Raw genomic sequence first — 24,891 nt, forward strand, 5'->3', positions numbered from 1 at the left:
TAGCTTTCGGCTTTATTCATATTTAAGTGCATCAATAGTATTTGCATTCGCGGCTTTATAAGATCGAAAGCTTACTGTTATTAACGTTATTGCCATTGATATTACCATAGCCAAAGCGAACGGCCAGATGCTGATGTCAATCCGATAGGCAAAACCTGAAAGCCATTTATTCACAAAAACATAGGCTAATGGCCATGCCACTACATTTGCAATAAACACCATCAATAAAAACGAGCCGTTCAGCATTTTAACCAGCTGTAAGGTAGATGCACCCAAAACTTTCCGGATGGCTACTTCCCTGGTGCGTTGCATGGCTACAAATGAAATCAGGCCGAACAAACCTATAAACGAGATGAAAATAATTACGCTGGCAAACACCTTAAATAATACCCCCATGATGTGTTCACTTTCATAATAGCCCTTTATCCGGTCATCAACAAAATCTGCATGATAAATATTATTCGGGAATGTACTGTTCCATAAGGTTTCTACCTGGTTCATGGAAGATACGAGCTGTTTGCCCTCTAACTTTATTGCAGCTTGCCAATATTGATTTTTATCGGCAGAAATAGCCAGACCGGATATTTTCTCTTTTAATGATTTATCATTGTAGTCCTTTACCACTCCTACAATCGGGATATTAATACCCGTGGCATTGATCATTTTACCAAGGGCATTTTCGGGCTTTGTTATGCCTACTTTTTTCAAAAATGTTTCGTTAACCACATAACCATTGGCCGTATCGCTCTTCATAAAAACTTTGCCGGCAATAATCTTTAAATCGAAAAGTTTAAAATAATTTTCATCGACCTTACAGGTCCTTACCTCGAAATCTTTATTTTTAACTCCATTAAAAGTAAAATTGGTCGAATTTATATCCTGGGATAAGGGGGGCGACTGGCAATAGCTCAACAATTGTACACCAGGTATTTTTAAAATCCTTTCTTTAAAAACACTCCGTTTCTCCTTACTCACCTGATCTCCTGGCATCCCCACCATTACCACTGTGGATGAATTAAAACCCAACGGTTTCTGCTGCAGGTAGTCCATTTGATTTACAATTACAATGGTACCGATAATGAGTATAACAGTAATTGCAAACTGCACCACCACCAAAATTTTACGCAGGCTTAAACCGTTGTTGTTAAGGGTAACTTTATTTTTTATAGCCAACGCCGGATTAAAACCTGATATGACCATAGCCGGATAAAAGCCGGCCATAAAGCCAACAAATACAACCAGTAAAATCATAAACACAAAAATAACCGGGTGCCCGAACAAACTAAAGCTGATCTGATTTTTAAATAGGTTCTGCATAGCGGGTATAGCCAACTCACTGATGATACAGGCAATTAAAAGTGCAATTAAGACCAGTACAATGGTTTCGGTTAAAAACTGTACAATAAGTTGCCTGCGCTTGCCCCCCATTACTTTACGCACGCCAACTTCTTTTGACCTGTTAACAGCCTGTGCCGTATTTAAATTGATAAAGTTGATACATGCAGTACAGATCAAAAACAATCCGATAATAACAAGGCCGAAAATCTGGCTCCTGGCAATTGTTGCATTTGCAAAATTATCGTAACGTTGATCAAAATGAATCTCTTTTAACGGCTGAAGCCTGTTTACCTGGTTCCCTTCAATCTTTTTGTCTGCATAATATTTCTTATTGAATTTGGCCATAGCCCAATCTAAGTCAGATTTGTTCAGTCCTTCTTTAAGCAACACATAACTACTTAAACTCGAATTGATACAATCCCAACAGTCGCGGTTACCGTAATAATTGTATAAATTTTGGTAAGCGATCACTATTTTTAAAGGAAAGCTGCTGTTCTGCGGCATATCCTGAAATACCCCAGTAACGCTTAGCTGTGTTTTGGTACCCATGGTAATACTTTTACCAATGGCATTTTGTATGCTGCCAAAATACTTAACGGCCATCGCCTCGGATAGGGCAACGTTATTAGGGGCTTTTAAAGCTTCTGCCGGTTTGCCGTACTTCCAGTTGATATGAATTACATCAAAAAAATCGGGTTCAGCAAAATACACGTTTTCCTGACTTTTTAAAATTTCCCTGCCTGTATTATCCTTAATATGTATAATATCATCTAATTTGGCAATTGCACCTATCTTTTCTACTCCAGCGATCTCATTTCTGGCTGCTGCTGTAAAAGGTATGGGTACTCCTGCAGAAAAATCATCGAAAGCATTGTACTTCCAATCCGTAACTACCCTATAAATCCGATCTGCATTTTTATAACCTTCATCAAAACTGAGCTGAAAACGGATAAAAATAAAGATCAAAATACAGCTTGCCATCCCGATTGACAGTCCAAGAATATTGATAAAAGTATAACCTTTGTTTTTCCAGAGGTTTCGCCAGGCGATTTTGAGGTTAAGTTTGAACATTTTTGTAGTATCAAGTATTTAGTATCAAGTATTAGTATCAGGTATCAAGACACCAGCAAGTTACCTCAGTCTTTGATCTTTAAGTTTTCAGCTATTATTCGTATTTCAACGCATCAACAGGATTAGCTTTAACAGCTTTTTTCGCCTGAATGCTTACGGTTATTACAGCTAATAAAATGGTAATTGTTGCACTGCTAACAAAGGGTAGCACAGGTAAATCAATTCGGTAGGCAAAAGTTTCGAGCCATTTTTTAGTAAGGATATAAGCTACCGGCCAGGAAATTACGTTAGCGACGAGGACCATGATAAAAAATGAACTATTAATTAATTTGAAGATTTGAATATCACTTGCACCCAAAATTTTGCGCACTGCAATCTCTTTGATGCGTCCATTGGTGATGTATTTTGCAAAGGCAAACAAACCTAAAATAGCAATGAAGATGGTGAGCAATGCCGCTGCGAAAAACACGGATTGTAACTGTTCCTGTTTTTTGAAAAGTTTGCCGTAAAGTTCATCTAAAAATTCATATCGAAAGTCCTCGCCGTCCTGAGGATTTATTTGAGGCCATTGTGCTTTCAAAGCAGCCAAAGCATCAGCCATTTTATTTTCCTCAATTTTCACCATAATTTGCGTTTTTGAATTTCCGCAAGGATTTTTAATTGCATAAATAGTAGGCTGAACGGCACTTTCAAATCCTTGTGCTTTAAAATCTTTTGCTACCCCTACAATCTTATAATCTATATTACAGCCTCTTATTGTTTGTCCGACTGGATTTTTAATTCCATATTTCGCAACAGCACTTTCATTTATCACAACAGAATTCGCAGTATCGGTACTGAATGACCTTGAGAAAAACCGTCCCTCTTTTAATTTAATATCAAGTGTTTCAAAGTAATCAAAATCCACATCGACAAAATCAATGCTTTTCTGCACACCATTTACGGTATAGCCGTTACCTCCATTTTCGCTCCCATCAGGAACACCAGTAGCTACAGTTACTGATTTTACTCCCTGGATTTTTAAGATTTTATCTCTAACCGGAGCAAATTTTTCAGGTTTATTGAAAAGACTTATGTTTTTAATGTAAACAACCTGATTTGCTGTAAAACCCAGATCCTGAGTCCGCATATATTTCAATTGTGCGTTGATGATGAACAAACCGATTATAAAAATCACCGCAATGCTAAACTGAAAAATCAACAGGCCATTTCGCAGCCATGAGCTTTGTTTACTTGTAGAAAAATTACCTTTTAGTACTAAAGCAGGTTTGAAACCTGATAAAACCAAAGCTGGATAAGTGCCCGCAACAAATGTAATCAGGCATAAAATTAAGGGTAATTGCCAGAATAAGTTATTTTCAATATTCCAGATGGATAAATTAACCTGAAAAAGGTTGTTGAAATATGGCAGGGCTAATTCTGCTATTGTTAAGGCAAGAATTGTAGCAACAAAACATTGAATAAATATTTCGGTAAGAAATTGTGTGGTAAGCTGGAAACGATAAGCACCCATTACTTTTTTACGCCAACTTCTTTAGCCCTTTTTGTGGCCTGAGCAATGCTTAGATTGGTGAAATTGATACAGGCAATAACCAAGATCAGAATTCCAAGTACAGAAAGGGCGATTAGTATTTTATAAGGCGCATCATTACCGGCCTTTGGCCTGAGGTGCAAGTTTGCAAGCGGGTCTAAAAATGTGGAAACACCCTTTATTTCTTCTATTGTTTTTTGGTCAGTTTCGCCTTTTAATAATTCTTTTCGGTATAAGTCTGTAATTTTTTGTTCCAGGTTTGCAACGTCAGTTCCGGGTTTTACCTGAATATAGGTCGTGTAATTGTTATATCCATAATTCTCTCCCTGTCCAATTTCGTTACCGATTGAAATCCCGTCGAAAGTAATATTTGAATGCAAATTATTTGTAATTGAACCATTGATTTTACTGGTAATGCCCGAATTGCTTGCTCCCATTCCTACCATTTCAGGCTTGTTATCTGTTTTATTTGGAAAAAGCACTTTCATGCTTTCCTCACTCAGGTAAGAAAGTCTGTCAGCTTCACCTGCGGGTTTTTCTAAGCCTCCTGTAGGTTTCAAATCAAGAATTTTGGCGGCATTGTAATCAGCCTGCATAAAGTTTTTGGCAAATAATGTGTTCTTGCCATTCTTTATGGTAAATTCAAAAAAACCACGTTTGGTAATTCCCGCATTTTCTACCTCCGGGAAATTCTGTTTAATTGCTTTTGCAAATGGTGGCGAAGTGTAGTTTGTTTTAAAATCAGGATAAATCCGTCCAACTACATAAATATTGTTGTAGTTTGGATTGATTTTATCAAAGCTGGTTTCGTAAGTAAAATAAAGCACAACTAAAATAAAAGCAGCCAAAGCAGTGGCTAAACCACCAACATTAATTGAAGTAATACCTCTATTTCTCCAAAGGTTTCGCAATGCGATTTTTAAGTTTAATTTGAACATATTTTAGTATCAAGTATTTAGTATCGGGTATCAAGACTCTAGGTATTTAGTATCGGGTATCAAGACTCTAGCAATTTGCTTTAGTCTTTTATCTTTCAGCTTTTATTCATATTTAAGTGCATCAACAGCATTTGCTTTGGCCACTTTAAAGGTTTGCAGGCTCACTGTTAAAATGGCAATAATTACCGAGGTTAAAAGCGCAAGCAAAAAGGCCATGGATTAATCGTAATCTTATAATCATATTTTTCCAGCCATTTGGCAACAAGAATATAGGCTACCGGGATAGCGATCACATTGGATATGATTACCAGTTTCATAAAATCTTTGTTTAAAAGGACCAGGATATCAGAAAGATTGGCGCCTAATACTTTACGGATACTGATTTCTTTACTGCGCTGCTCGGCAGTGTATAACGCTAAACCCAATAAACCCAAGCAGGAAATAAAAATGGCAAATCCTCCAAAAATATTGGAAAGTACACTGAGTAACCTTTCACTCCGGAGTTTTTCGGCCATGCCCTGACTAACCATTTTCACTTCAATTGGATAAGCAGGATTTAAATGTTGACTTATCGATTTTATCGCTTCGATTGAATTAGAAAGCGATTGCTTAGGATTGAGCTTAATCAGCAAAACCCGGCTCGTTTTAACATTGTAATAATAAACTGTAGGCTGTATTTTAGAAGCAAGCGATTCGCTGGAATAATCTTGAACAACGCCCACCACTTTAAGTGGCGGGTTATTGCCCCAATGGATAACTGTACCGACAGGATTTTTTAACCCCATTATTTTAACAGCACTTTGATTGAGGAGCAGAGATGTAGAGGTATCTGCTGAAAATTTAGACTCAAAATCTCTCCCTGCAAGAATCTTTACACCAGTTGTTTTGGCAAAATCAAAACCTGTACTTCTATAGTTGATAATAGAGACATCATTTTTAGGCTTGCCGGGCCATTGAATATCGCTGGTAATAGAACCGCTACTGGTAAAAGAGTTGGCATATTCAGTCGCGGAAACAATGGCTCCTTCTCTTTCCAGTTCGTTTTTAAAGGTTTTGAGTTTTTCGGGTTTTGTCCATTCCCCTTCCAGGTCGATCTGTGCCAATGCCGTCTCATCAAAACCCAAAGGTTTATTTTTAAGGTGCTGGATCTGGCTGTAAATTACAATAGCCGAAATAATCATACAGATAGAAAGACTAAACTGTACCACCACCAAGGTTTTGCGGATGGATAATGAACCTGTTGAGCCTTTAAATCCCTTAAGTACTTTTACCGGAATAAAAGAGGAGAGGTAAAATGCAGGATAACTGCCGGCAAGCAGACCGGTAATCAAAACCATAGCAAGTAAGACCGCCCAAAAGCCGGTTGCGCCATAATTGATTTTGATTGAAATATCGAGCAGGTTGTTAAAGTAAGGCAGTGAAACCTCGAGTAGCGTAAAAGCAATTAACATGGCTAAAAACGACAACAGTAATGATTCTACCATAAATTGCCCCATAATGGTGTTGCGCGTAGATCCTAAAGCTTTCCGCACCCCTACTTCTCTCGCCCGTTTTTCAGATTTAGCGGTAGAAAGGTTCATATAATTGATGCAGGCGATAAACAGTACGCAGATAGCCAGAAAAACAAATAACCTTAACTGGTCAATTTTACCACCGACTACTTTTCCGTTATCAAAATCATCATACAGGTGAAGTTTGCTTAAAGGAAAAAGAAAAGGTTCATAAGTCATCTCTTTTAAATCAGGTTCTTTATCTACAATAAAATGTTTTAGAGCCGCATTTGTTGCCTCCAGGGAAGCATTATTCTTAAGCTGAAATAAGGTTAGACAGGTAATGGCGCCCCAACTATTTTCTTTTTCAGAAGGATTTTCCTGTTCAAAAAAAGCCCATGGCTGCAACACATCGTATTGCATACTCTGGTTTTTGGGAAGGTCTTCTATAACAGCAGTCACTTTTAAACTGATCCTGTTATCATATTTAATGCTTTGTCCGATCGGGTTCTCCACGCCAAATAGTTTTTTGGAAGTAGATTGACTAATCAATACATTATTCGGTTCGCTTAAAGCCGTATTTGGATCTCCATAGATGAATTTGTGATCAAGGATCTTTAAAAAATCCGGATCAACATTCATCCCTGAAAGTTTAAAATTGTGCAGATTATGGCTGAACAGCTTCTCCCCGTTATTCATCGACATGCGCGCTGCACTTTTAATGCCCGGCAGTTCTGAAGCGCCAGCTTTGGCTAGTTTATTCGGAACCGCCATGGTAGTAGCTAGTTTGCCGTTAAACTTTAGATTTAATGCAGCAATATATACCTTATCGGCATTTTTATACTGTTTATCGAAGCTCCATTCGTAATAAACGTACAATAGCAACATCAAGCAACAGGCCATGCCAATTGCCAATCCACCAACATTGATTAAAGTAAAGCCTTTGTTCTTCCAAAGGTTACGCAAGGCTATTTTAAAGTTGAGTCTAAACATATTTTTGAGGTTTAGCGTAAAGCGTTTGGGGGTTAGCGGTAAATCCACGCTGATCGCCAGACGCTAAGCGCATGGTTTATTCGTATTTAAGTGCATCAACAGGGTTTGCATGAGCTGTTTTATAAGCTTGGAAACTTACCGTAATCAATGCCATTAGTAAAGTACCAAACCCGGCTATCGGCATAATCCACCATGATATTTCGGTGTGAAATTCGAATTTCATCAACCATTTATTCATTAAATAATAACTCAAAGGAATAGCGATAACGATCGCAACTACAATCATTTTTACAAAAGAAAATGACAGTAATTGCATTAAATGAAGTAAAGATGCACCTAGCACCTTACGTACCCCAAATTCTTTTGTTCTTTGCTCGGCGCTATAGGCTACCAAACCAAATAATCCCAAACAGGAAACAAAGATCGCAAGTCCACCGAAAAGGTTAGACAGGATGCCCAAAGTTTTTTCGGCATTGTATTTTTCAGCGTACACGTTATTTAAAAAATTAATCTCCAGTGGATAGGCTGGATTTAAAGCCTTTGTAATTCTGCTGATGGTTTCAACATTACTTTGAAGACTATTATCTTCATTTAGACGCATCGTGATGTTTCCCGTTTGTTTCTTATCAAAAAACACCACCATCGGGTTATTCGATTTATAAGGCGAATCCCAAACATAATCGTCGAAAACACCTATGATGTTAAATTTGTCACCAAAAATGGTAATTGTTTTGCCTACCGGATTTTTATAGTCAAAAATTTTAACTGCAGAAGCACTTACCATCACAGCGCTTGTATCTGAAGCGAAGTTTTCTGAAAAATCTCTCCCTTTAGTTAATTTGATGCCATTGGTTTTGATAAAATCGTAAGTGGTAATTACCTGGTTAAACATTTGATTGTTTGTCGCTTTCAACATTCCTTCCCATTCGATACCTGCAAAATTCCGACCATGATGCGATAAGCTAACTGATGACTGGAACATGGAGGTAACCGCCCCAGATTTTAGCAGCTCAGTACGCAGCAGTTCATATTTTGTTTTCAGTTCCCCATCCTGTGGCATTTCTGCCAAAGCGTTCATATCAAAGCCTACCGGCCTGTTTTTAATATATTGGATCTGTTTGTAGATAACCAAAGTAGAAATAATGAGGATAATAGCGAAGCAAAATTGCCCCACCACCAATACCTGCCTTAAACTCACTGAAAAGAAACTTTTCGATTTAATTTTTCTTTTTAAGGTTTGTATGGGGTTAAAAGACGAAAGGTAAAATGCAGGGTAACTACCTGCAATTAATCCTGTAGTTAAAACAATCCCAAGAATGCCCATCCAACTGGTGCTGTTAAAATAAGATATATTCAATTTTCTATTCAACAGGTTGTTAAAGGTGGGCAAAAAAATCTCGAGGATAGTAATAGAAAAAATTACCGCAATAAAAGTTAGCATCATCGATTCGGTTAAAAACTGTACAATTAGCGAACTGCGGTTGGCGCCAATAGTCTTTTTTATGCCTACTTCTTTTGCACGTTTTTCTGATTTGGCTGTAGCCATGTTCATAAAATTAATGCAGGCAATTAAAAGAATTCCGAAAGCGAGTCCAACAAACAGATAAATTTGTTCTATTGCTCCACCAATGCTTTTGCCATCTTCGAACTTGCCATATAGATGTAACCTGGCCAATGGGAACAATACCTGCGATTGCTGATTATTTATATTATTTTTTTCTCTATCTGATTGATTTTTTGGTTAACCAAATCTAAGTTTGCGCCATTTTTTAACATCACCAGTGTCACAAAACTAAAATTGCTCCAGTTTAAATCTTTAGCGCCTTGATCAATTGTTTCATAAAAAGCCCAGGGCATTAAATAATCAAATTTGTTTGAGCTGTTGTCGGCCTGGTCTTTAATTACTCCGGTAATATTCAAATCGAATTGATCTTTAAAACGCACCGATTTATTCAGCACATCAGCTGTTCCAAACAATACTTTAGCTGTAGATTCAGTTAAAATAACAGAATGTGGATTACTTAACGCTGTACTGGCATTGCCATAAATAAATTCGTAATCGTACATTTTTAAGATATCAGGTTCGGCGAATTTAGATTGACGCTTAAAGGCGTTCTGTCCGTTGGCAATTAAATTTTTACTTCCGTAGTCCATTCTCGCCATATACTTCAGTTCAGGCAAACTTTGTTTAATTACCGGACCGAAAGCAGTAGTTGAGCCTTCAAAAGTTACTGAAATTTTACCGTTATCACCCGGAATATTGGTCATTGTGGTATAAACATAGGCTGAGTTTTTAGCGTGTTTATCAAAATTCCATTCGTAGGTAACGTATAGCAGCAAAGTTAAACAAGCCGCCAAACCGATAGCCAGGCCTATCACATTGATGAAAGAGCTTACCTTGTTTCGCCAAAGGTTACGCAGTGCAATTTTTAAGTTAAGTTTAAACATATTTTTGAGGGTTGGCGTAAAGTGTTTGGCGGTTAGCGGTAAATCCACGCTGATCGCCAAAAACTAAGCGCATAACTTATTCATATTTTAGTGCATCTATCGGGTTTGCTTTCGCCACTTTAACCGATTGCACACTTACGGTAAGTATTGCTATAATCACCGATAGGCTTATGGCCACAATAAATGGTAGTGTAGAAACCGAAATGCGGTATTCGTAGCCCGAAAGCCATTTATTGATAATAATATAAGCCAACGGAAATGCGATCAGGTTTGCAATGGCAACCAGTTTTATAAAATCTTTGTTTAAAAGTGTAAGGATATTTGCTGTGCTTGCGCCTAAAACTTTACGGATGCTGATTTCTTTCTTACGTTGTTCTGCCATGAAAAGAGCTAGTCCCAATAAGCCTAAGCAAGAAATGAAAATGGCAAAACCACCGAACCAGTTGGAGAGTGTGCCCAAAAGTTTTTCGTTCTGAAATTTTTCTTCAAAAGAATCGCTGACAAATTTCCTGTCTATGGGATAATCTGGGTTTATAGCTTTTACAAGCGCATCGATTTGTGCCAGCGAAGTGCTGATGTTTTGTGTCTCGTTTAGCCGAATTAAAATTACTCCTCCTTCATCTTTATAAATTCGATTAAAAATCATTGGGGCAACTTTTTGATACGGAGATTCTGCAACAAAATCTTTCATCACACCAATAATCGTAGATTTGGATTCACCATAATCAATTATTGTACCCACCGGATTTTTAAGTCCCATTATTTTAACAGCAGCTTCATTTATCAAAACCTTGTTAGAATCACCTGGAAATTCAGCACTAAATTCTCTTCCTGCTATCATTTTTGTACCAGTAGTGGCTATAAAATCGTATCCTATCCCTCTTTGGTTAAACAATACTTTTTCATTAGGATTTTTGCCATTCCAATTAATAGCAGATGTATTGTTCCCACCTTCATCAATATTCATACTGAGTAACGAAACATTTTGGGCGGCACCTGATTTGATTAGCTGCGTTTTTAATAAGTCGATTTTTTTGAACTCGTTAAATTACCCATAGCTGCCATTTGTATCAGGTTACCTTGATTATAACCTATTGGTTTATTTTTAATGTAATTTAATTGCTGATAGATAACGACAGTGCAAACAATTAAACTTGCTGCAAATACAAATTGGGATACTACCAGTACTTTTCTTATTGAGATAGCTGAGCCAGCTCTAAAACTGAAGCCCTTAAGCACTTTTACAGGTTCAAAAGACGATAGGTAAAATGCAGGATAACTACCCGCCAGTAATCCGGTAAATAAAATTAATCCAATTAATACAGCCCAGTACCTCCAGTCATTGTATTGAATAATCAGATTAATATTTAACAAGTTGTTAAAGTAAGGCAGACTAATTTCAACCAGAGTAAAGGCAACAACAGTTCCAATTAAAGCGAGTAAAGTACTTTCGAGGATAAACTGAGCTATTAATGATTTTCTACTGGATCCAATCGCTTTGCGAACGCCGACTTCTTTTGCTCTTTTCTCAGATCGGGCGGTAGAAAGATTCATAAAGTTTACACAAGCAATGAGGAGAATACAAATAGCCAGCATAAAGAAAATCTTCAGCTGTCCTATTTTTCCACCTACATTTACACCATTTTCAAATTCATCGTACAAGTGCCATTTCGATAAAGGATGTAAAAACAATTCGTTAGTATTCGATTTATTATCATGGGTTTTATAAATATTTTTAACCTCGGCATTTACCTTATCCAATAAATGACTATTTTGAAGTTGAACGAGGGTTAAACAGAAATTACTCCCCCATCCTTGTTTCGTTACCCATTCATTCAATTTTTCATTTAATTTCCAAGGCATTATATAATCGAATCTGATGCTGCTATTCGCAGGTAAATCAGCAATTACTGCTTCCACTTTTAATCCGTCTTTATTATCCAGCTTTACAATTTTACCTACAGGATTTTCGTTTGCAAATAATTTTCTGGATAATGATTGAGTTAAAATAACGCTGTTAATATCTTTAAGTGGTGATGCAGCATTACCACTTAAAAATTTATAATCCAATATTTTAAGGAAAGAGGGATCGGCAAACAATCCTCTGTTTTTGATCTTTATATCTTTATAGCTGATTAACTGCTCAAATGGGTAAGTAGATCTGGCTGCGTTTACAATACCTGCATATTTTTCTTTAAGCTCTGGCGCCAGTAAGCCAGGGGTCCAGGCCCAGCTGTGCACTTTACTATTGGCTTTCATATTGGTATGGGCAATATAGGTTGTGCTGTAATTCTTAAATTGCTTGTCAAATCCAAACTCGTAGGATATATATAATAATAGAAGCATACAACTGGCTAACCCTAAAGCCAAGCCACCAATATTTATTAAGGAAAATCCCTTGTTTCTCCAAAGGTTCCGCAAAGCGATTTTTAAGTTTAATCTGAACATTTTTTTGGTTTAGTGTAGAGCATTTAGCGTTCGGCGGTTTAAACGCTTTACGCCAGACGCTATACGCATGTCTTATTCATATTTTAATGCATCTACCGGGTTTGCTTTCGCTACTTTAACCGATTGCACACTTACGGTAAGTATTGCTATAATCACTGATAGACTTATGGCCACAATAAATGGCAAAGCAGAAACCGAAATGCGGTATTCGTAGCCCGAAAGCCATTTATTGATAATAATATAAGCTAACGGAAATGCGATCAGGTTTGCAATGGCAACCAGTTTGATAAAATCTTTGTTCAATAACGTGAGAATATTTGCCGTGCTTGCGCCTAAAACTTTACGGATGCTGATTTCTTTTTTGCGTTGCTCGGCCATGAAAAGCGCTAATCCCAACAAGCCTAAGCAAGAAATGAAAATGGCAAAACCACCGAACCAGTTGGAGAGTGTACCCAAAAGTTTTTCATTTTTGAACTTTTCTTCAAAAGATTCATCAACAAACTTTCTGTCGACAGGAAAATTAGGTTCAATGCGTTTAACTAAGTTATCTATATCAGAAAGTGATGAACTAATATTTTTTGTGGTGTTTAATCTAACCAGAATCATTTCTAATCCATCTTTACTACCAGCATAGAAAATCATTGGTGCTACTTTCTGATACGCCGATTCTACTACAAAATCTTTTACCACTCCAACTATAGTATTATCAGTTGTACCCCATTTAACTATTTTTCCAACAGGATCTTTAAACCCCATCATTTTTACTGCAGCTTCATTAAGCAACACACTATTTGTATCATTAGGGAATTGGGCAGAAAATTCTCTACCGGCTATCAATTCCGTTCCAATGGTTTTAATAAAATCAGTTCCTATAGCCCTAAAATTAAACAGGGCATTTTCTTTTGGATTTTTACCTTGCCAGTTAATATCTGATGTATTATTTCCTCCCTCACTAATGTCCATGCTAAACGTAGAGACACTTGCTGCAGCTCCGGATTTTAGTAACTGTTCTTTAAGCAATGCTGCTTTTTTGGGGTCTTTTAAATTTCCTTGTACAGCTATCTGTATAAGGTTTCCTTTATCGTATCCGATTGGCTTATTTTTAATATAGCTTAATTGTTGATAAATGACTATGGTGCAAATAATCAGGCATACAGCAAAAACAAACTGAGAAACAACCAATATTTTACGGATCGAAACAGATGAGCCCGATTTTACACTAAACCCTTTAATTACTTTTACCGGTTCAAAAGATGATAGATAAATTGCGGGGTAGCTGCCAGCCAATAATCCCGTAAAAGCAATTAACACCAAAAGCCCAAACCAAAACTTCCAGTTCTGGTATTCTATAACCAGATTTATACGTAATAAATTGTTAAAATAAGGTAAGCTTATTTCAGCAAGTACAAATGCAAGTATGGTACCTACCAACGTAAGCAACACCGACTCGAGCATAAACTGGCCAATTAATGATTTTCTGGATGAGCCGATCGCTTTGCGCACACCTACTTCCTTTGCTCTTTTCTCTGAACGTGCAGTTGACAGGTTCATAAAATTTACGCAGGCGATCAATAAGATACAAAATGCCAGCATTAAGAATATTTTTAACTGATCTATCTTCCCGCCTATCGATTTACCATTTTCAAATTCCCCATACAAATGCCATTTAGCTAAAGGATGCAACAGTGCCTCATTGGTTACATCTTTATCATTTTGTTGATAAATATATTTTATGGCGGCATTGGCTTCAGCTAATTGGTCCGGGTTCTGTAATTGTACCAGGGTTAAACAAATGTTATTTCCAAAAGGAGAATTTTTCACCCAGGGTTCTCTTTTTTCGTACAAAGCCCATGACATTAAATAATCAAATTTGACACTGCTGTTTGCCGGGACATCTTCAATTACCGCTTCTACTCTTAAAAGATCTTTATTATTTAGCTTTAGCATTTTATTTACAGGATCTTCTTTGCCAAATAATTTTTCTGCCAGTGTTTTAGTCAAAATAACAGTATTGAGTCCTTCTAAAGGGTGTTTAGGTTGGCCACTTATAAATTTATAGTCAAGAATTTTCAGAAAATCGGCACCTACAAAAACACCCTTAGCCTTTAGCTTCGTGGCATCATGTTCAAGTAATAGTGGATGAGGATAACTTGATTGCGCAGCATAAACAACTCCAGGTATTTTCTCTTTCGCTTGCTCAGCCATTTTTCCTGGTGTCCAGGCCCAACTAAAAGTTTTACCATTTGCAATCGAGTTATTAAAAACAACATAAGTTTTATCATAATCTGTAAATTGTTTATCGTAACCATATTCATAAGCTACATACAACAACAAAACCATGCAGCTGGCCAGGCCAATGGTCAATCCACCCAGATTAATCAGGGTAAATCCTTTATTCCTCCAGAGGTTGCGTAATGCAATTTTTAGGTTGAGTTTAAACATATTTGTGAGGTTTAGCGTAAAGCGTTTGGCGGTTAGCGATAAATCCACGCTGATCGCCAAACGCTACACGTATTAGTTATTCGTATTTCAAAGCATCAATCGGGTTAGCCTTGGCCACTTTAACAGATTGCAAACTGACTGTTAAAACTGCAATTACAACGGAAATCAGGATAGCCAGCAGAAAGGGTAAAAATGAGATGGAAACACGGTACTCAAAAGCCGAAAGCCATTTATTGATAATAATATAGGCTAAAGGAAATGCAATCATATTTGCAATGGCCACCAACTTTATAAAATCTTTATTCAGCAACACGAGGATATTACCAGTGCTGGCACCTAAAACCTTACGGATACTGATTTCTTTTTTGCGTTGCTCTGCCATAAAAAGCGCCAGACCTAATAATCCTAAGCAAGAAATGAAAATTGCGAAACCGCCAAACCAGTTTGAAAGTGAGCCTAAGAGTTTTTCATTTTTAAATTTCACTTCAAAAGATTCATTCACAAATTTGCGGTTAACAGGATAATTAGGTTCCATCTGTTTTACCAAATCATCAATTTTAGCCAGCGATGAACTGATGTTTTGATTTGGATTTAAACGCGCAATGATAACCCTCGCATCGTACTTTCCATTTGCCCTAAAAATCATTGGGGCCACTCTTTGGTAAACACTTTCTACCACAAAATCTTTTACAACACCAACTATAGTTAGCTTTTTATCACCCCAGAAAGTAATTACTTTGCCTATCGGATTTTTTAATTGCATCATTCGCACAGCCGCCTCATTTAATAATACGCTAGCGGTATCGTTAGGAAATTTCGCAGAAAACTCCCTGCCACTAATCATTTTAGTGCCAATAGTTTCAACAAAATCATATCCTATTGCCCTATGGTTAAAAGAAATTTTCTCATTCGGATCTTTACCTTCCCATTCTACACCCGTTGTATTATCTCCTCCTTCAGTAAAATCTGTACTAAAAGAAGTAACATGAGTTGTTGCACCAGCTGCTATTAGTTGTGTTTTAAGTAATTCCAACTTAGCTGCATCGTTCATTTTGCCAACTACTGCTATCTGAATTAAATTGGATTGATCATAACCAATAGGCTTGTTTTTAACATAATTAAGTTGCTGATAAATTACTGCTGTGCAGATAATTAAACTTGCAGCAAAAACGAATTGGCCAACCACTAATACTTTCCTCACCGAAGTGGATGAATCTGATTTAAGGGTGAAACCTTTTAACACTTTTATCGGCTCGAAAGAAGATAAATAGAGCGCCGGATAACTACCCGCAATTAATCCGGTTAAAATCATTAGCCCCACTAGTGTTAACCAAAACAGACCGTTATGATAATCAATTGTTAATTTGATATCCAATAAGCTATTAAAATATGGCAAACTAACCTCGATTAAGATAAAAGCTATAACTGTGGCGATAAATGTGATGAGCAGGGATTCTAGAAAAAACTGACTAATTAACGATTTACGTGTTGATCCGATTGCTTTACGAACGCCAACTTCTTTTGCCCTGCGCTCTGAGCGTGCTGTAGATAAATTCATAAAATTTACACAGGCAATCAGCAAGATGCAAAAGGCCAGCAATAAGAATATTTTAAGCTGATCTATTTTTCCACCTACCGATTTACCGTTTGCAAACTCATCGTACAAATGCCATTTGTTTAAAGGATGTAATAAAGCTAATGATGTATTATCTTTTTGATTTCGCTTGTAAATACCATGCATCAAATCATTTGCAGTAGTGAAAAAGTTATTATCTTTTAACTGAACAAGTGTTAAACACATGTTGTTGCCCCAATTGCCTTCCTTCACCCAGGTTTCACGTTTTTCGAACAATGCCCAGGGCATTATGCACTCAAAAGTTAAGCTACTATTTGCAGGAGCATCTTCTATTACAGCTTCTACTTTTAATACTTCCTCGTTTTCAAGCTTTACAGTCTTATTAATAGGATCTTCATTTCCAAATAATTTAGTTGCAAAAGATTTGGTGAGGATGATGGTATTTACATCTTTTAAAACCTGCGCTGAATTACCTTCAAGAAATTTATAGTCCAATATTTTAATAAAATTTTGGTCGGCAAATATGGCACTGCTATTTATCTTGTTATCGCCAACGGTAATGAGTTGTTTTCTCGGATAAGTAGTGTGAGAGGCATATTTAACGCCAGGGATTTTTTCCTGCACCTCTTTGGCCATCACATTTGGTGTCCACGCCCAGCTAAAAGTTTTACCACTTGCCTCCATGTTTTGATAAACTACATAAGTTTTATCATGATTGGAGAACTGTTTATCATAACTCCACTCATAAGCAACATATAGTAATAAAACCATGCAACTGGCCAGGCCAATGGCCAATCCACCAATGTTGATTAGTGAGAAACCCTTGTTTTTCCAAAGGTTACGTAAAGCTATTTTAAGGTTTAATTTGAACATATTATTGAGGTTGAGGGTTGGAAGGTTAAAAGGTTGAAGGTTCTAGCGCATTAGCCCTATAGTTTAAAACTTTCACCTTACCAGCGCCGATCCAAAATCTCCCCATCCGGGGAAGATTGTTGGCGGCTATTATTAACTAAACTAAAATCTTCTTTGAGGTTGAAGGTAGGAAGGTGGAGGATTAAAGGTTGACATATTCGACCTTCTACCTTAAAACCTTCAGCCTTTTCTCCTTATATCAGCTCTTCGTTTCTGCTTTTATTGATCTTCTCCGATATTACATGCCCATCTTTCAGGTTAATAATCCGGTTGGAGAAACTGGCATCGTGACTAGAGTGGGTAACCATTACAATGGTAGTACCGGTTTCATTCAGTTCGCAAAGCAACTCCATTACTTCGTTACCATGCGAGCTATCCAGGTTTCCGGTAGGCTCATCGGCTAAAACGAGTTTAGGTTTGGTAACCAAGGCCCTGGCTACTGCTACCCGCTGCTGCTGTCCACCCGATAATTGTTGAGGAAAGTGCCCGCTACGGTTTACAATGTTCATTCTTTCGATGATTTCATTTACCAGTTTTTTACGTTCGCCAGCTGCAATTTTATTGTAGATCAATGGTAGTTCGATGTTTTCAAAAACAGTTAATTCATCGATCAAATTAAAATTCTGGAAAACGAATCCCATATTTCTTTTACGGAAATTTGAACGTTCCCTATCATTAAGTGTTAAAAGCTCTGTATCGATAAATTTGTAGCTTCCACTTTCAGGCTTATCCAATAAACCCATTACATTTAACAAGGTAGATTTTCCGCAGCCTGAAGGGCCCATAATGGAAACAAATTCTCCTGCTGCCACATGAAGGTTGATTCCATTAAGTGCAGTGGTTTCTACCTCTTCTGTTTTGTAAACTTTTTTCCAGATTTTCTATTTTAATCATCGTATCAAGTGTTGTTCTAGTATCAGGTATTTAGTATCAAGTATTTAGTTTCAGGTATTTAGTTTCAGGTATCAAGACTTGTACAAGTAATGAGTATGAAGTATCAAGACCGGAGTATATTATCAGTTAACTTTATTCTCTATTTTAAAAATCGCAAATTGGTTATGGATCATTGGTAATTACTTATTGGTCATTGATTTATTAGTTATTGTCTGTCGCTAACCGCCAAACGCCATCCGCTTTACTTATTAATCTCCACCTGATCGTATTGGTTAAACTGATCGTAAGATGAAGTAATTACTTCGTCGCCTTTTTGCAAACCGTCCAATATTTCGTAGTAGAGGTAATTTTTTCTGCCAATTTTTACATTTTTCTTAAGTGCCTTGCCATTATTTACCACAAAGACCCAAGAGCCACCAGTACTTTGAAAAAACTGTCCCTGTGCCAAAAGCAACGATTTGCTGTTATCCGATAAGGTCAATTTGGTCTGTAACGATAAACCACGGCGTAAACCTTCAGGTGCAGCGCCTTTAAAAACCATTTCTACCTGAAATTGACCCGCAGTAACCTCCGGAATTACTTTGCTCACCGTTAAGTTATAGGTTTTGCCGTTAAATTCGCAATTGGCTGTTTGTCCCTCTTTAACCCTGTTGATGTAATATTCATCAACTCCTGCCTGAAGCTTATAACCCTGTAAAACATCAATTTTACCAATCATTTCGTTAGAATTATATGATTTACCAATTACCGGATCGTACGATGATAGTTTACCAGATACCGGGGCTTTGATGGTCATATTTTCAATATTTTTTCGGATCATTTCTAAGCTTTCGTTCATCTGCCCCATCGATTGATCGATTTGTGCCAGCTGCATTTTTCTACTCTGGTTTTCCTGTTTAACTGCCTGACGCACAATTTTCAGTTTGCCCTGGTAATATTCAAAATCCTGACTTGATTTGTTAAATTCCTGTAGCGTAATTACTTTTTTGGCAAAAAGTGAACTGTCTAATCTATATTGACGTGTTGCTGTTCTCAAGCTATTTTCTACATCCAAAACATCCTGGTTTAATACCCTTTGATTTTGCTCCAGATCCAATCTCGATTTGCGCAACTGATTAATCTGTTCTGTAGCAGCAGTTTGACTAGAGGTATAACTCAACATCGCATTTGAATTGGAGATTCTTAACAATGGCGTTCCTTTAACAACTGAAGCCCCGTTTTCGGTAAAAATTTCGGCTACCGTACCACCTTCTGATGAACTTACAATTACCGAAGTTAATGGAACTACACTGGCATTTAATAGCACCACATCTTCAAAATCGCCATATTCTACTTTACTGATGGTTAATTTATCGGCATCGGCACTGTAAACTTTTTTGAGGGACAAAGTATAGCCATAAATTACAACTGCTACAAATGCAATTGCTCCACCTATAATTAACAGGCTTTTAGTGCTAAATCTTTTTTCTCTATTTTCTTATCCATGTGTTCGGTTGTACTGTTCAATTTCCCTTATGCCAAGCCTGTGCCAAAAGCTAAAAATACATTTAAAACACTAATAATCAGAAAGTTAAAAGTTTTTATTATTTTTACATGTTCATTATCGGACAGTTGATGTGCGGGAGCGGACAGTTTTATTACTTTAGCGCATCAAATTTAAATTTATGTTAGACGCCACAGTTTTAATTATCGATGACGACGACGATATCCTGCTCAGTGCCCGTTTGTTCTTAAAACAGCAGGTTAAGCAGATAATTACCTGTAAATCTCCCAAAGAAATCAATGTTTTACTAAGTAAAAATGAAGTAGATATCATCCTGCTTGATATGAACTATCAAAAAGGTGCAAGTGATGGTCGTGAGGGATTATATTGGCTTGAACACATTTTATCGATCGACAAAGATTATGTAGTCATTTTAATGACAGCCTTTGGAAATGTTGAACTTGCGGTTAAAGCAATTAAAAAAGGAGCCACCGACTTTATTTTAAAGCCCTGGGAAAATGAAAAACTTTTCGCCACCATTTCTGCGGCTTCAAAACTACGCGAATCGACCAGAAAAGTTAAAAAACTCGAGAAAATACATTCTTCCCTACAAAAAGATCTTACCCGTGGTTTTGAGAATATCGTTGGTCAGGCTGATGGTATAAAACACTTACAGGCCACTTTGGTTAAAGTTGCACCTACAGATGCCAATGTATTAATTCTAGGAGAAAATGGTACCGGAAAACAGGTTTTTGCTTATGAAATACATGGAAACTCGCAGCGCAAAAACCAGGTTTTTATGCATGTTGATTTAGGTTCGTTGAACGAAAACTTATTCGAAAGTGAGCTTTTTGGTTATGCAAAAGGTGCTTTTACAGATGCAAAAGAGGATAAACCCGGACGTTTCGAACTGGCAGATGGAGGAACGATTTTTTTAGATGAGATTGGAAATTTAACGCTACCACTTCAGGCCAAATTATTAAGCGTTTTACAGAACCGTACGGTTACCCGTTTGGGCGAAAGCAAAGAACGTAAAGTAAATGTGCGCTTAATCAGTGCGACCAATATGCCCTTAAACGAAATGGTAGCAAAAAACACGTTTCGGCAGGATTTACTTTTTCGTATCAATACTGTTGAACTCCTATTACCACCACTACGCAAACGCGGAACCGACATTTTATTGCTGGCGAATCATTTTATGCAGGTTTTCAGTTCAAAATATCACAAAGAAATTCGTAAATTAAGTCATAAAGCAGAAGATGTGCTTTTAAATTATAAATGGCCCGGCAATGTGCGCGAATTGCAGCATGTTTTAGAACGTGCGGTGATTATGAGCGACGGAAACGAAATTTTGGAAGATGATTTACAGTTGAGTCCGCAGCGTTTTGCACAGAACAATTCAATGCCAGACGAAATGGCGCTCGAGGATATGGAAAAAATGATGGTGCAAAAAGCCATAGACAAACATAAAGGAAACATATCAAAAGCCGCTGCCGAACTGGGTTTAACCCGTGCAGCACTTTATAGAAGAATTGAGAAATTTGGAATCTGAGAAAGGTCGAAGGCAGGAAGGTTGAAGGCGGAAGATTAAATTCCAGCTTAAACCTTAGTCCCTATACCTTATAACCCTCTACCTTCAACCTTAAAACATGTTCTACCAACGCTTTACCTTCCGTTTAATATTCCGCCTGCTGATCATCAATCTGCTGGGCTACCTCCTGTTTTTACCTCATCAAAAATACTCAGCTCTGGTTCACTATTATTGGTGTTGCATTGATTTTTTTGGGTACTATTGTTTCGCTTTACTATTACATCAATCAGATCCGGTCGGATATTAACCGTTTCATTTTGGCAGTAAAAACCCGCGATCATACTTTAAATTTCAAAAACAAGGTAACTAAAGGCAGTTTTCCTGAATTATATGAATCGTTTAGTGATATTTTACAGGTGCATAAACAGATTAGGTTAGAACAGGAAGCCATGTTTCAGCTGATCAAAACCATTTTAGAACAGGTTCCGGTTGGTGTAATCGTGGTGAACAATACAAAGGAGAAGAAAGATGAGGAAATTGCGTTTTTCAACCAGGCTGCGTCAAACCTTTTGGGTGTACCCGCTTACAAGTACTGGCATCGGTTAAAACAACATCTTCCGGCATTTGGAACAGAAATAGAACAGATCTTAACGGGCGGAAAGCGGTTTCTGGAGTTAAAAATCCAGGATAAACTGATTCAGTTATCGACAGAGGTAATTCCCTTAAACCTTTACGGAAAAAACTATACCATCATCAGTTTCCAGAACATTAAAGATGAAATTGAGCAAAAAGAAACTGAAGCGTGGAACAGATTAATCGGTGTTATTTCGCATGAAATTTTAAATTCCATCACCCCTATCAGCTCATTATCGGATACGATCAATAAAATGGTAACCGATAAAAAGGACTTGACTGAGGATGAAATGGACGACCTTAAAACAGCGCTACAGACCATCCAAAGGCGTTCCTCAGGTTTATTGGATTTCGTAAAAGATTACCGCTTAATTGCCGAACTGCCTACTCCAAACCTCGAATCGCACACCATTGGTGAAATATTAAAGCACATTAAAGTTTTAATGCAGCCATTTGCAAAAGTTAAAAATGTGGTGCTGGATGTAGAACAAACTTCTTCAAAAATCACCGTTCAGCTGGATCTGAAATTAGTAGAGCAAGTATTGATCAACCTGATTACCAACAGCATTTATGCGGTCGAAAATAAGGAAATGCCCTATATTAATGTAAATTACCGTTTAGAAAATACTAAACTGTATATCGATGTTACCGATAACGGAAAAGGAATTGATGCGGGAGATTTAGAGAAAATTTTCGTTCCGTTTTACACCACCAGGAAAAATGGATCGGGCATTGGATTAACAATCAGTCGCAACATTATGAAGATGCACAGAGGCAGTATTGAAGTAATTTCTACTCCTGAAAGTGGTACCACTTTTTCATTGGTATTTAACTACGTTTAATCATTTGAATGTTTTTTTGACCTAAAATTTCAAACAAAACCAATTTGATATGCTTTTAAAGATATAGATACATCAAATACAAGCATGAAGACAGTTATAATATCGAACAGACTACCCGTTAAAATCATCGAAGAGAACGACGAATACACGTTTATTCCCAGCGAGGGCGGTCTTGCTACCGGCCTTGGCGACGTGTACAAATCAGGCAATTCCATCTGGATAGGATGGCCAGGAATAGAGGTTCCAGAAGAACGTCAGGAAGAAGTTACACAAAAACTCGCTGCATTAAACCTCTATCCGGTTTTCCTCACCCAAAACGAAATCAATTTATATTACGAAGGCTTTTCAAATGAAGTATTGTGGCCAGTATTTCATTATCTGGTTACATACGCACATTACGAACAAAGTTATTGGGATTGTTACCGATCTGTTAATGAGAAATTTGCAAAAAGTGCCATGCAGGTATTGGGCAGAAGAGATAAAATCTGGATTCAAGACTACCAATTGCTCCTTCTACCGGGTATTTTAAGAGAAAAACTCCCTAATGCTACCATCGGTTTTTTTCAACATATCCCCTTTCCTTCTTACGAAATATTCAGGTTAATCCCCTGGCGGGAAGAACTTTTAAATGGACTTATAGGCGCTGATTTAATCGGTTTCCATACTTTTGATGACGTACGCCATTTCATCAGCACGGCAACACGCCTACTCCCCGTAAATTCATCATCAAACGTACTTAATAGTAACGAAAGACAGATTGTGGTAGAAGCTTTCCCTATGGGAATTGATTATGATAAATTTTCAGACTTAACTGCTACCGAAAAGGTAAAAAAAGAAATTGATTATTTCAGGACCGGAAAAGAAGAGATGAAAGTAATCCTTTCTATCGACCGCCTGGATTATAGCAAAGGTATTTTGGAAAGGTTAAAGGCTTTAGAACTTTTGCTTCAGGTCCATCCGGAGTATATAGGAAAAATAGAACTTTTTATGATTGTCGTACCCTCTCGCGATACGGTACCACAATATAGTGAGCTAAGGGATCAGATTGATCAGTTTGTAGGTAATTTAAATGCGCGTTACCGCTCTATTAACTGGATTCCTGTAAATTATTTTTACCGTTCTTTCCCTATTGAGGTGTTATCGGCACTTTATGCCTCAGCCGACATCTGTTTGGTTACACCTATGCGTGATGGCATGAACCTGGTTAGCAAGGAATACATTGCCAGCAGGAATAATAATGATGGCGTGCTCATATTAAGCGAAATGGCCGGTGCTTCTAAAGAATTAACCGATGCCGTAATAGTTAATCCGAACAACCTTGGCGACATTATGGAAGCCATTGTAACTGCATTAAAAATGCCCTTGGATGAGCAACAGCAACGTATGACAGCCATGCGGGCAATTGTAGAAAAATTCAATGTGAAACATTGGGTAAACAATTTTATTTTAAGATTAAACGAAGTGAAAGATTCTCAAAAATCGTTACTAACGAAACATGCGGTAAATACCATTAATGAAGTAATTGCTGCAAAATATGCCAAAACAACCGATCGGGTACTGTTTTTGGATTATGATGGTACCCTGGTAGATTTTACCGGAAATATTGATGATGCCTCTCCAGATGATGAACTTTATGATTTAATAGAAAACCTGACCATTGATAACGCCAATAAAGTGGTAATTATCAGCGGAAGAAGACATGAAACTTTAGAACAGTGGTTTGGACATTTAAAGGTAGACCTGATTGCAGAGCATGGAGCCTGGCAAAAATCGTACGGAGATAAATGGAACAGCCTGCCACTACTCACCGATCAATGGAAACAGGAAATAAAAACCTTGTTAGATACTTATACCGACCGCACTCCAGGATCGTTTATTGAAGAAAAAAGCTACTCCTTAGTTTGGCACTACCGAAAAGCAGAAGAAGGATTAGGCGATTTAAGGGCCAATGAAATTATCAGCCACATGAAGATACTTGCTGCAGATAAAGGCTTACAATTGATGCCGGGCAATAAGGTAATTGAGTTTAAAAACATGGAGGTTAACAAAGGCAAAGCGGCCTTAAATTGGCTTTACGATAAGAAACCAGATTTTATTTTGGCGCTTGGCGATGACCATACTGATGAAGATATTTTTAGGGTATTGCCAGATAATGCTTTTACCATCAAAGTTGGCAATAACATTTCGGAAGCAAAGTACTACCTAAATGATTTTAGAGAGGTAAGAAAGCTGCTTTGGAGTTTGGTGAAGGAAGAGTTTGTAGGACGGGATTAATAGCTTTGACAACCTTAATATGCCTTGTGCGTGTCAAAGTTGTCAAA

General features: G+C 37.4%; 14 protein-coding genes and 1 pseudogene. 3 read left to right on the forward strand and 12 right to left on the reverse strand.

The features are described from left to right. Nucleotides 1-12: 12 nt before the first annotated feature. From ACQ86H_RS19310 to ACQ86H_RS19365, 12 genes and pseudogenes are all read right to left on the reverse strand, one after another. The gene (locus ACQ86H_RS19310) at nucleotides 13-2,409 is read right to left on the reverse strand and encodes an ABC transporter permease (RefSeq protein WP_431292171.1); all 2,397 of its coding nucleotides are present in this window, start codon (nucleotides 2,407-2,409) and stop codon (nucleotides 13-15) included. Between the two features lie 94 nt (nucleotides 2,410-2,503). Beyond that, a complete protein-coding gene (locus ACQ86H_RS19315) occupies nucleotides 2,504-3,922 on the reverse strand; it encodes an ABC transporter permease (protein WP_431292172.1) in 1,419 nt (472 codons plus the stop codon). After that, nucleotides 3,922-4,878 (reverse strand): ABC transporter permease, encoded by a 957-nt coding sequence (locus tag ACQ86H_RS19320; protein WP_431292173.1) that lies wholly within the window; start codon nucleotides 4,876-4,878, stop codon nucleotides 3,922-3,924. Before ACQ86H_RS19320 ends, ACQ86H_RS19315 begins: the two co-directional genes overlap by 1 nt. A 191-nt stretch (nucleotides 4,879-5,069) precedes the next feature. Continuing rightward, nucleotides 5,070-7,361 (reverse strand): ABC transporter permease, encoded by a 2,292-nt coding sequence (locus ACQ86H_RS19325; RefSeq protein ID WP_431292174.1) that lies wholly within the window; start codon nucleotides 7,359-7,361, stop codon nucleotides 5,070-5,072. A gap of 76 nt (nucleotides 7,362-7,437) precedes the next feature. Beyond that, entirely contained in the window at nucleotides 7,438-9,036 is a 1,599-nt protein-coding gene (locus tag ACQ86H_RS19330) for an ABC transporter permease (protein ID WP_431292175.1), read from the reverse strand. Nucleotides 9,037-9,065: 29 nt separating this feature from the next. Next, nucleotides 9,066-9,809, reverse strand: coding sequence for an ABC transporter permease (locus tag ACQ86H_RS19335; protein WP_431292176.1), 744 nt, complete (start codon nucleotides 9,807-9,809; stop codon nucleotides 9,066-9,068). Nucleotides 9,810-9,885: 76 nt separating this feature from the next. Further along, nucleotides 9,886-10,776 (reverse strand): ABC transporter permease, encoded by an 891-nt coding sequence (locus tag ACQ86H_RS19340; protein WP_431292177.1) that lies wholly within the window; start codon nucleotides 10,774-10,776, stop codon nucleotides 9,886-9,888. Nucleotides 10,777-10,826: 50 nt separating this feature from the next. Further along, on the reverse strand, nucleotides 10,827-12,257 hold the full coding sequence (locus tag ACQ86H_RS19345; protein ID WP_431292178.1) for an ABC transporter permease: 1,431 nt from the start codon (nucleotides 12,255-12,257) through the stop codon (nucleotides 10,827-10,829). Nucleotides 12,258-12,329: 72 nt separating this feature from the next. Next, nucleotides 12,330-14,699: an ABC transporter permease gene (locus ACQ86H_RS19350; protein WP_431292179.1), complete on the reverse strand. Its 2,370-nt coding sequence runs from the start codon at nucleotides 14,697-14,699 to the stop codon at nucleotides 12,330-12,332. A gap of 76 nt (nucleotides 14,700-14,775) precedes the next feature. After that, nucleotides 14,776-17,148, reverse strand: coding sequence for an ABC transporter permease (locus tag ACQ86H_RS19355; protein ID WP_431292180.1), 2,373 nt, complete (start codon nucleotides 17,146-17,148; stop codon nucleotides 14,776-14,778). A gap of 233 nt (nucleotides 17,149-17,381) precedes the next feature. Next, nucleotides 17,382-18,081, reverse strand: a pseudogene (locus ACQ86H_RS19360) (ABC transporter ATP-binding protein). Between the two features lie 241 nt (nucleotides 18,082-18,322). Then, nucleotides 18,323-19,468, reverse strand: a complete 1,146-nt coding sequence (locus tag ACQ86H_RS19365) for an efflux RND transporter periplasmic adaptor subunit (protein ID WP_431292181.1) — start codon at nucleotides 19,466-19,468, stop codon at nucleotides 18,323-18,325. Between the two features lie 277 nt (nucleotides 19,469-19,745). Here ACQ86H_RS19365 and ACQ86H_RS19370 point away from each other — a divergent pair, with 277 nt between their 5' ends. The 3 genes from ACQ86H_RS19370 (at nucleotide 19,746) to ACQ86H_RS19380 (ending at nucleotide 24,844) form a co-directional block, all read left to right on the forward strand. Next, nucleotides 19,746-21,116, forward strand: coding sequence for a sigma-54-dependent transcriptional regulator (locus ACQ86H_RS19370; protein WP_431292182.1), 1,371 nt, complete (start codon nucleotides 19,746-19,748; stop codon nucleotides 21,114-21,116). A 296-nt stretch (nucleotides 21,117-21,412) separates the two neighbouring features. Continuing rightward, on the forward strand, nucleotides 21,413-22,570 hold the full coding sequence (locus ACQ86H_RS19375) for a sensor histidine kinase (protein ID WP_431292183.1): 1,158 nt from the start codon (nucleotides 21,413-21,415) through the stop codon (nucleotides 22,568-22,570). 84 nt (nucleotides 22,571-22,654) lie between these two features. Next, nucleotides 22,655-24,844 carry a bifunctional alpha,alpha-trehalose-phosphate synthase (UDP-forming)/trehalose-phosphatase gene (locus tag ACQ86H_RS19380; RefSeq protein ID WP_168202382.1) on the forward strand — a complete coding sequence of 730 codons (2,190 nt, stop codon included), beginning with the start codon at nucleotides 22,655-22,657 and terminating at the stop codon, nucleotides 24,842-24,844. Nucleotides 24,845-24,891 lie beyond the last annotated feature (47 nt).

It is taken from the genome of Pedobacter sp. P26 (genome assembly GCF_050632135.1).
In the GTDB taxonomy this organism is placed as follows: Bacteria; Bacteroidota; Bacteroidia; order Sphingobacteriales; family Sphingobacteriaceae; genus Pedobacter.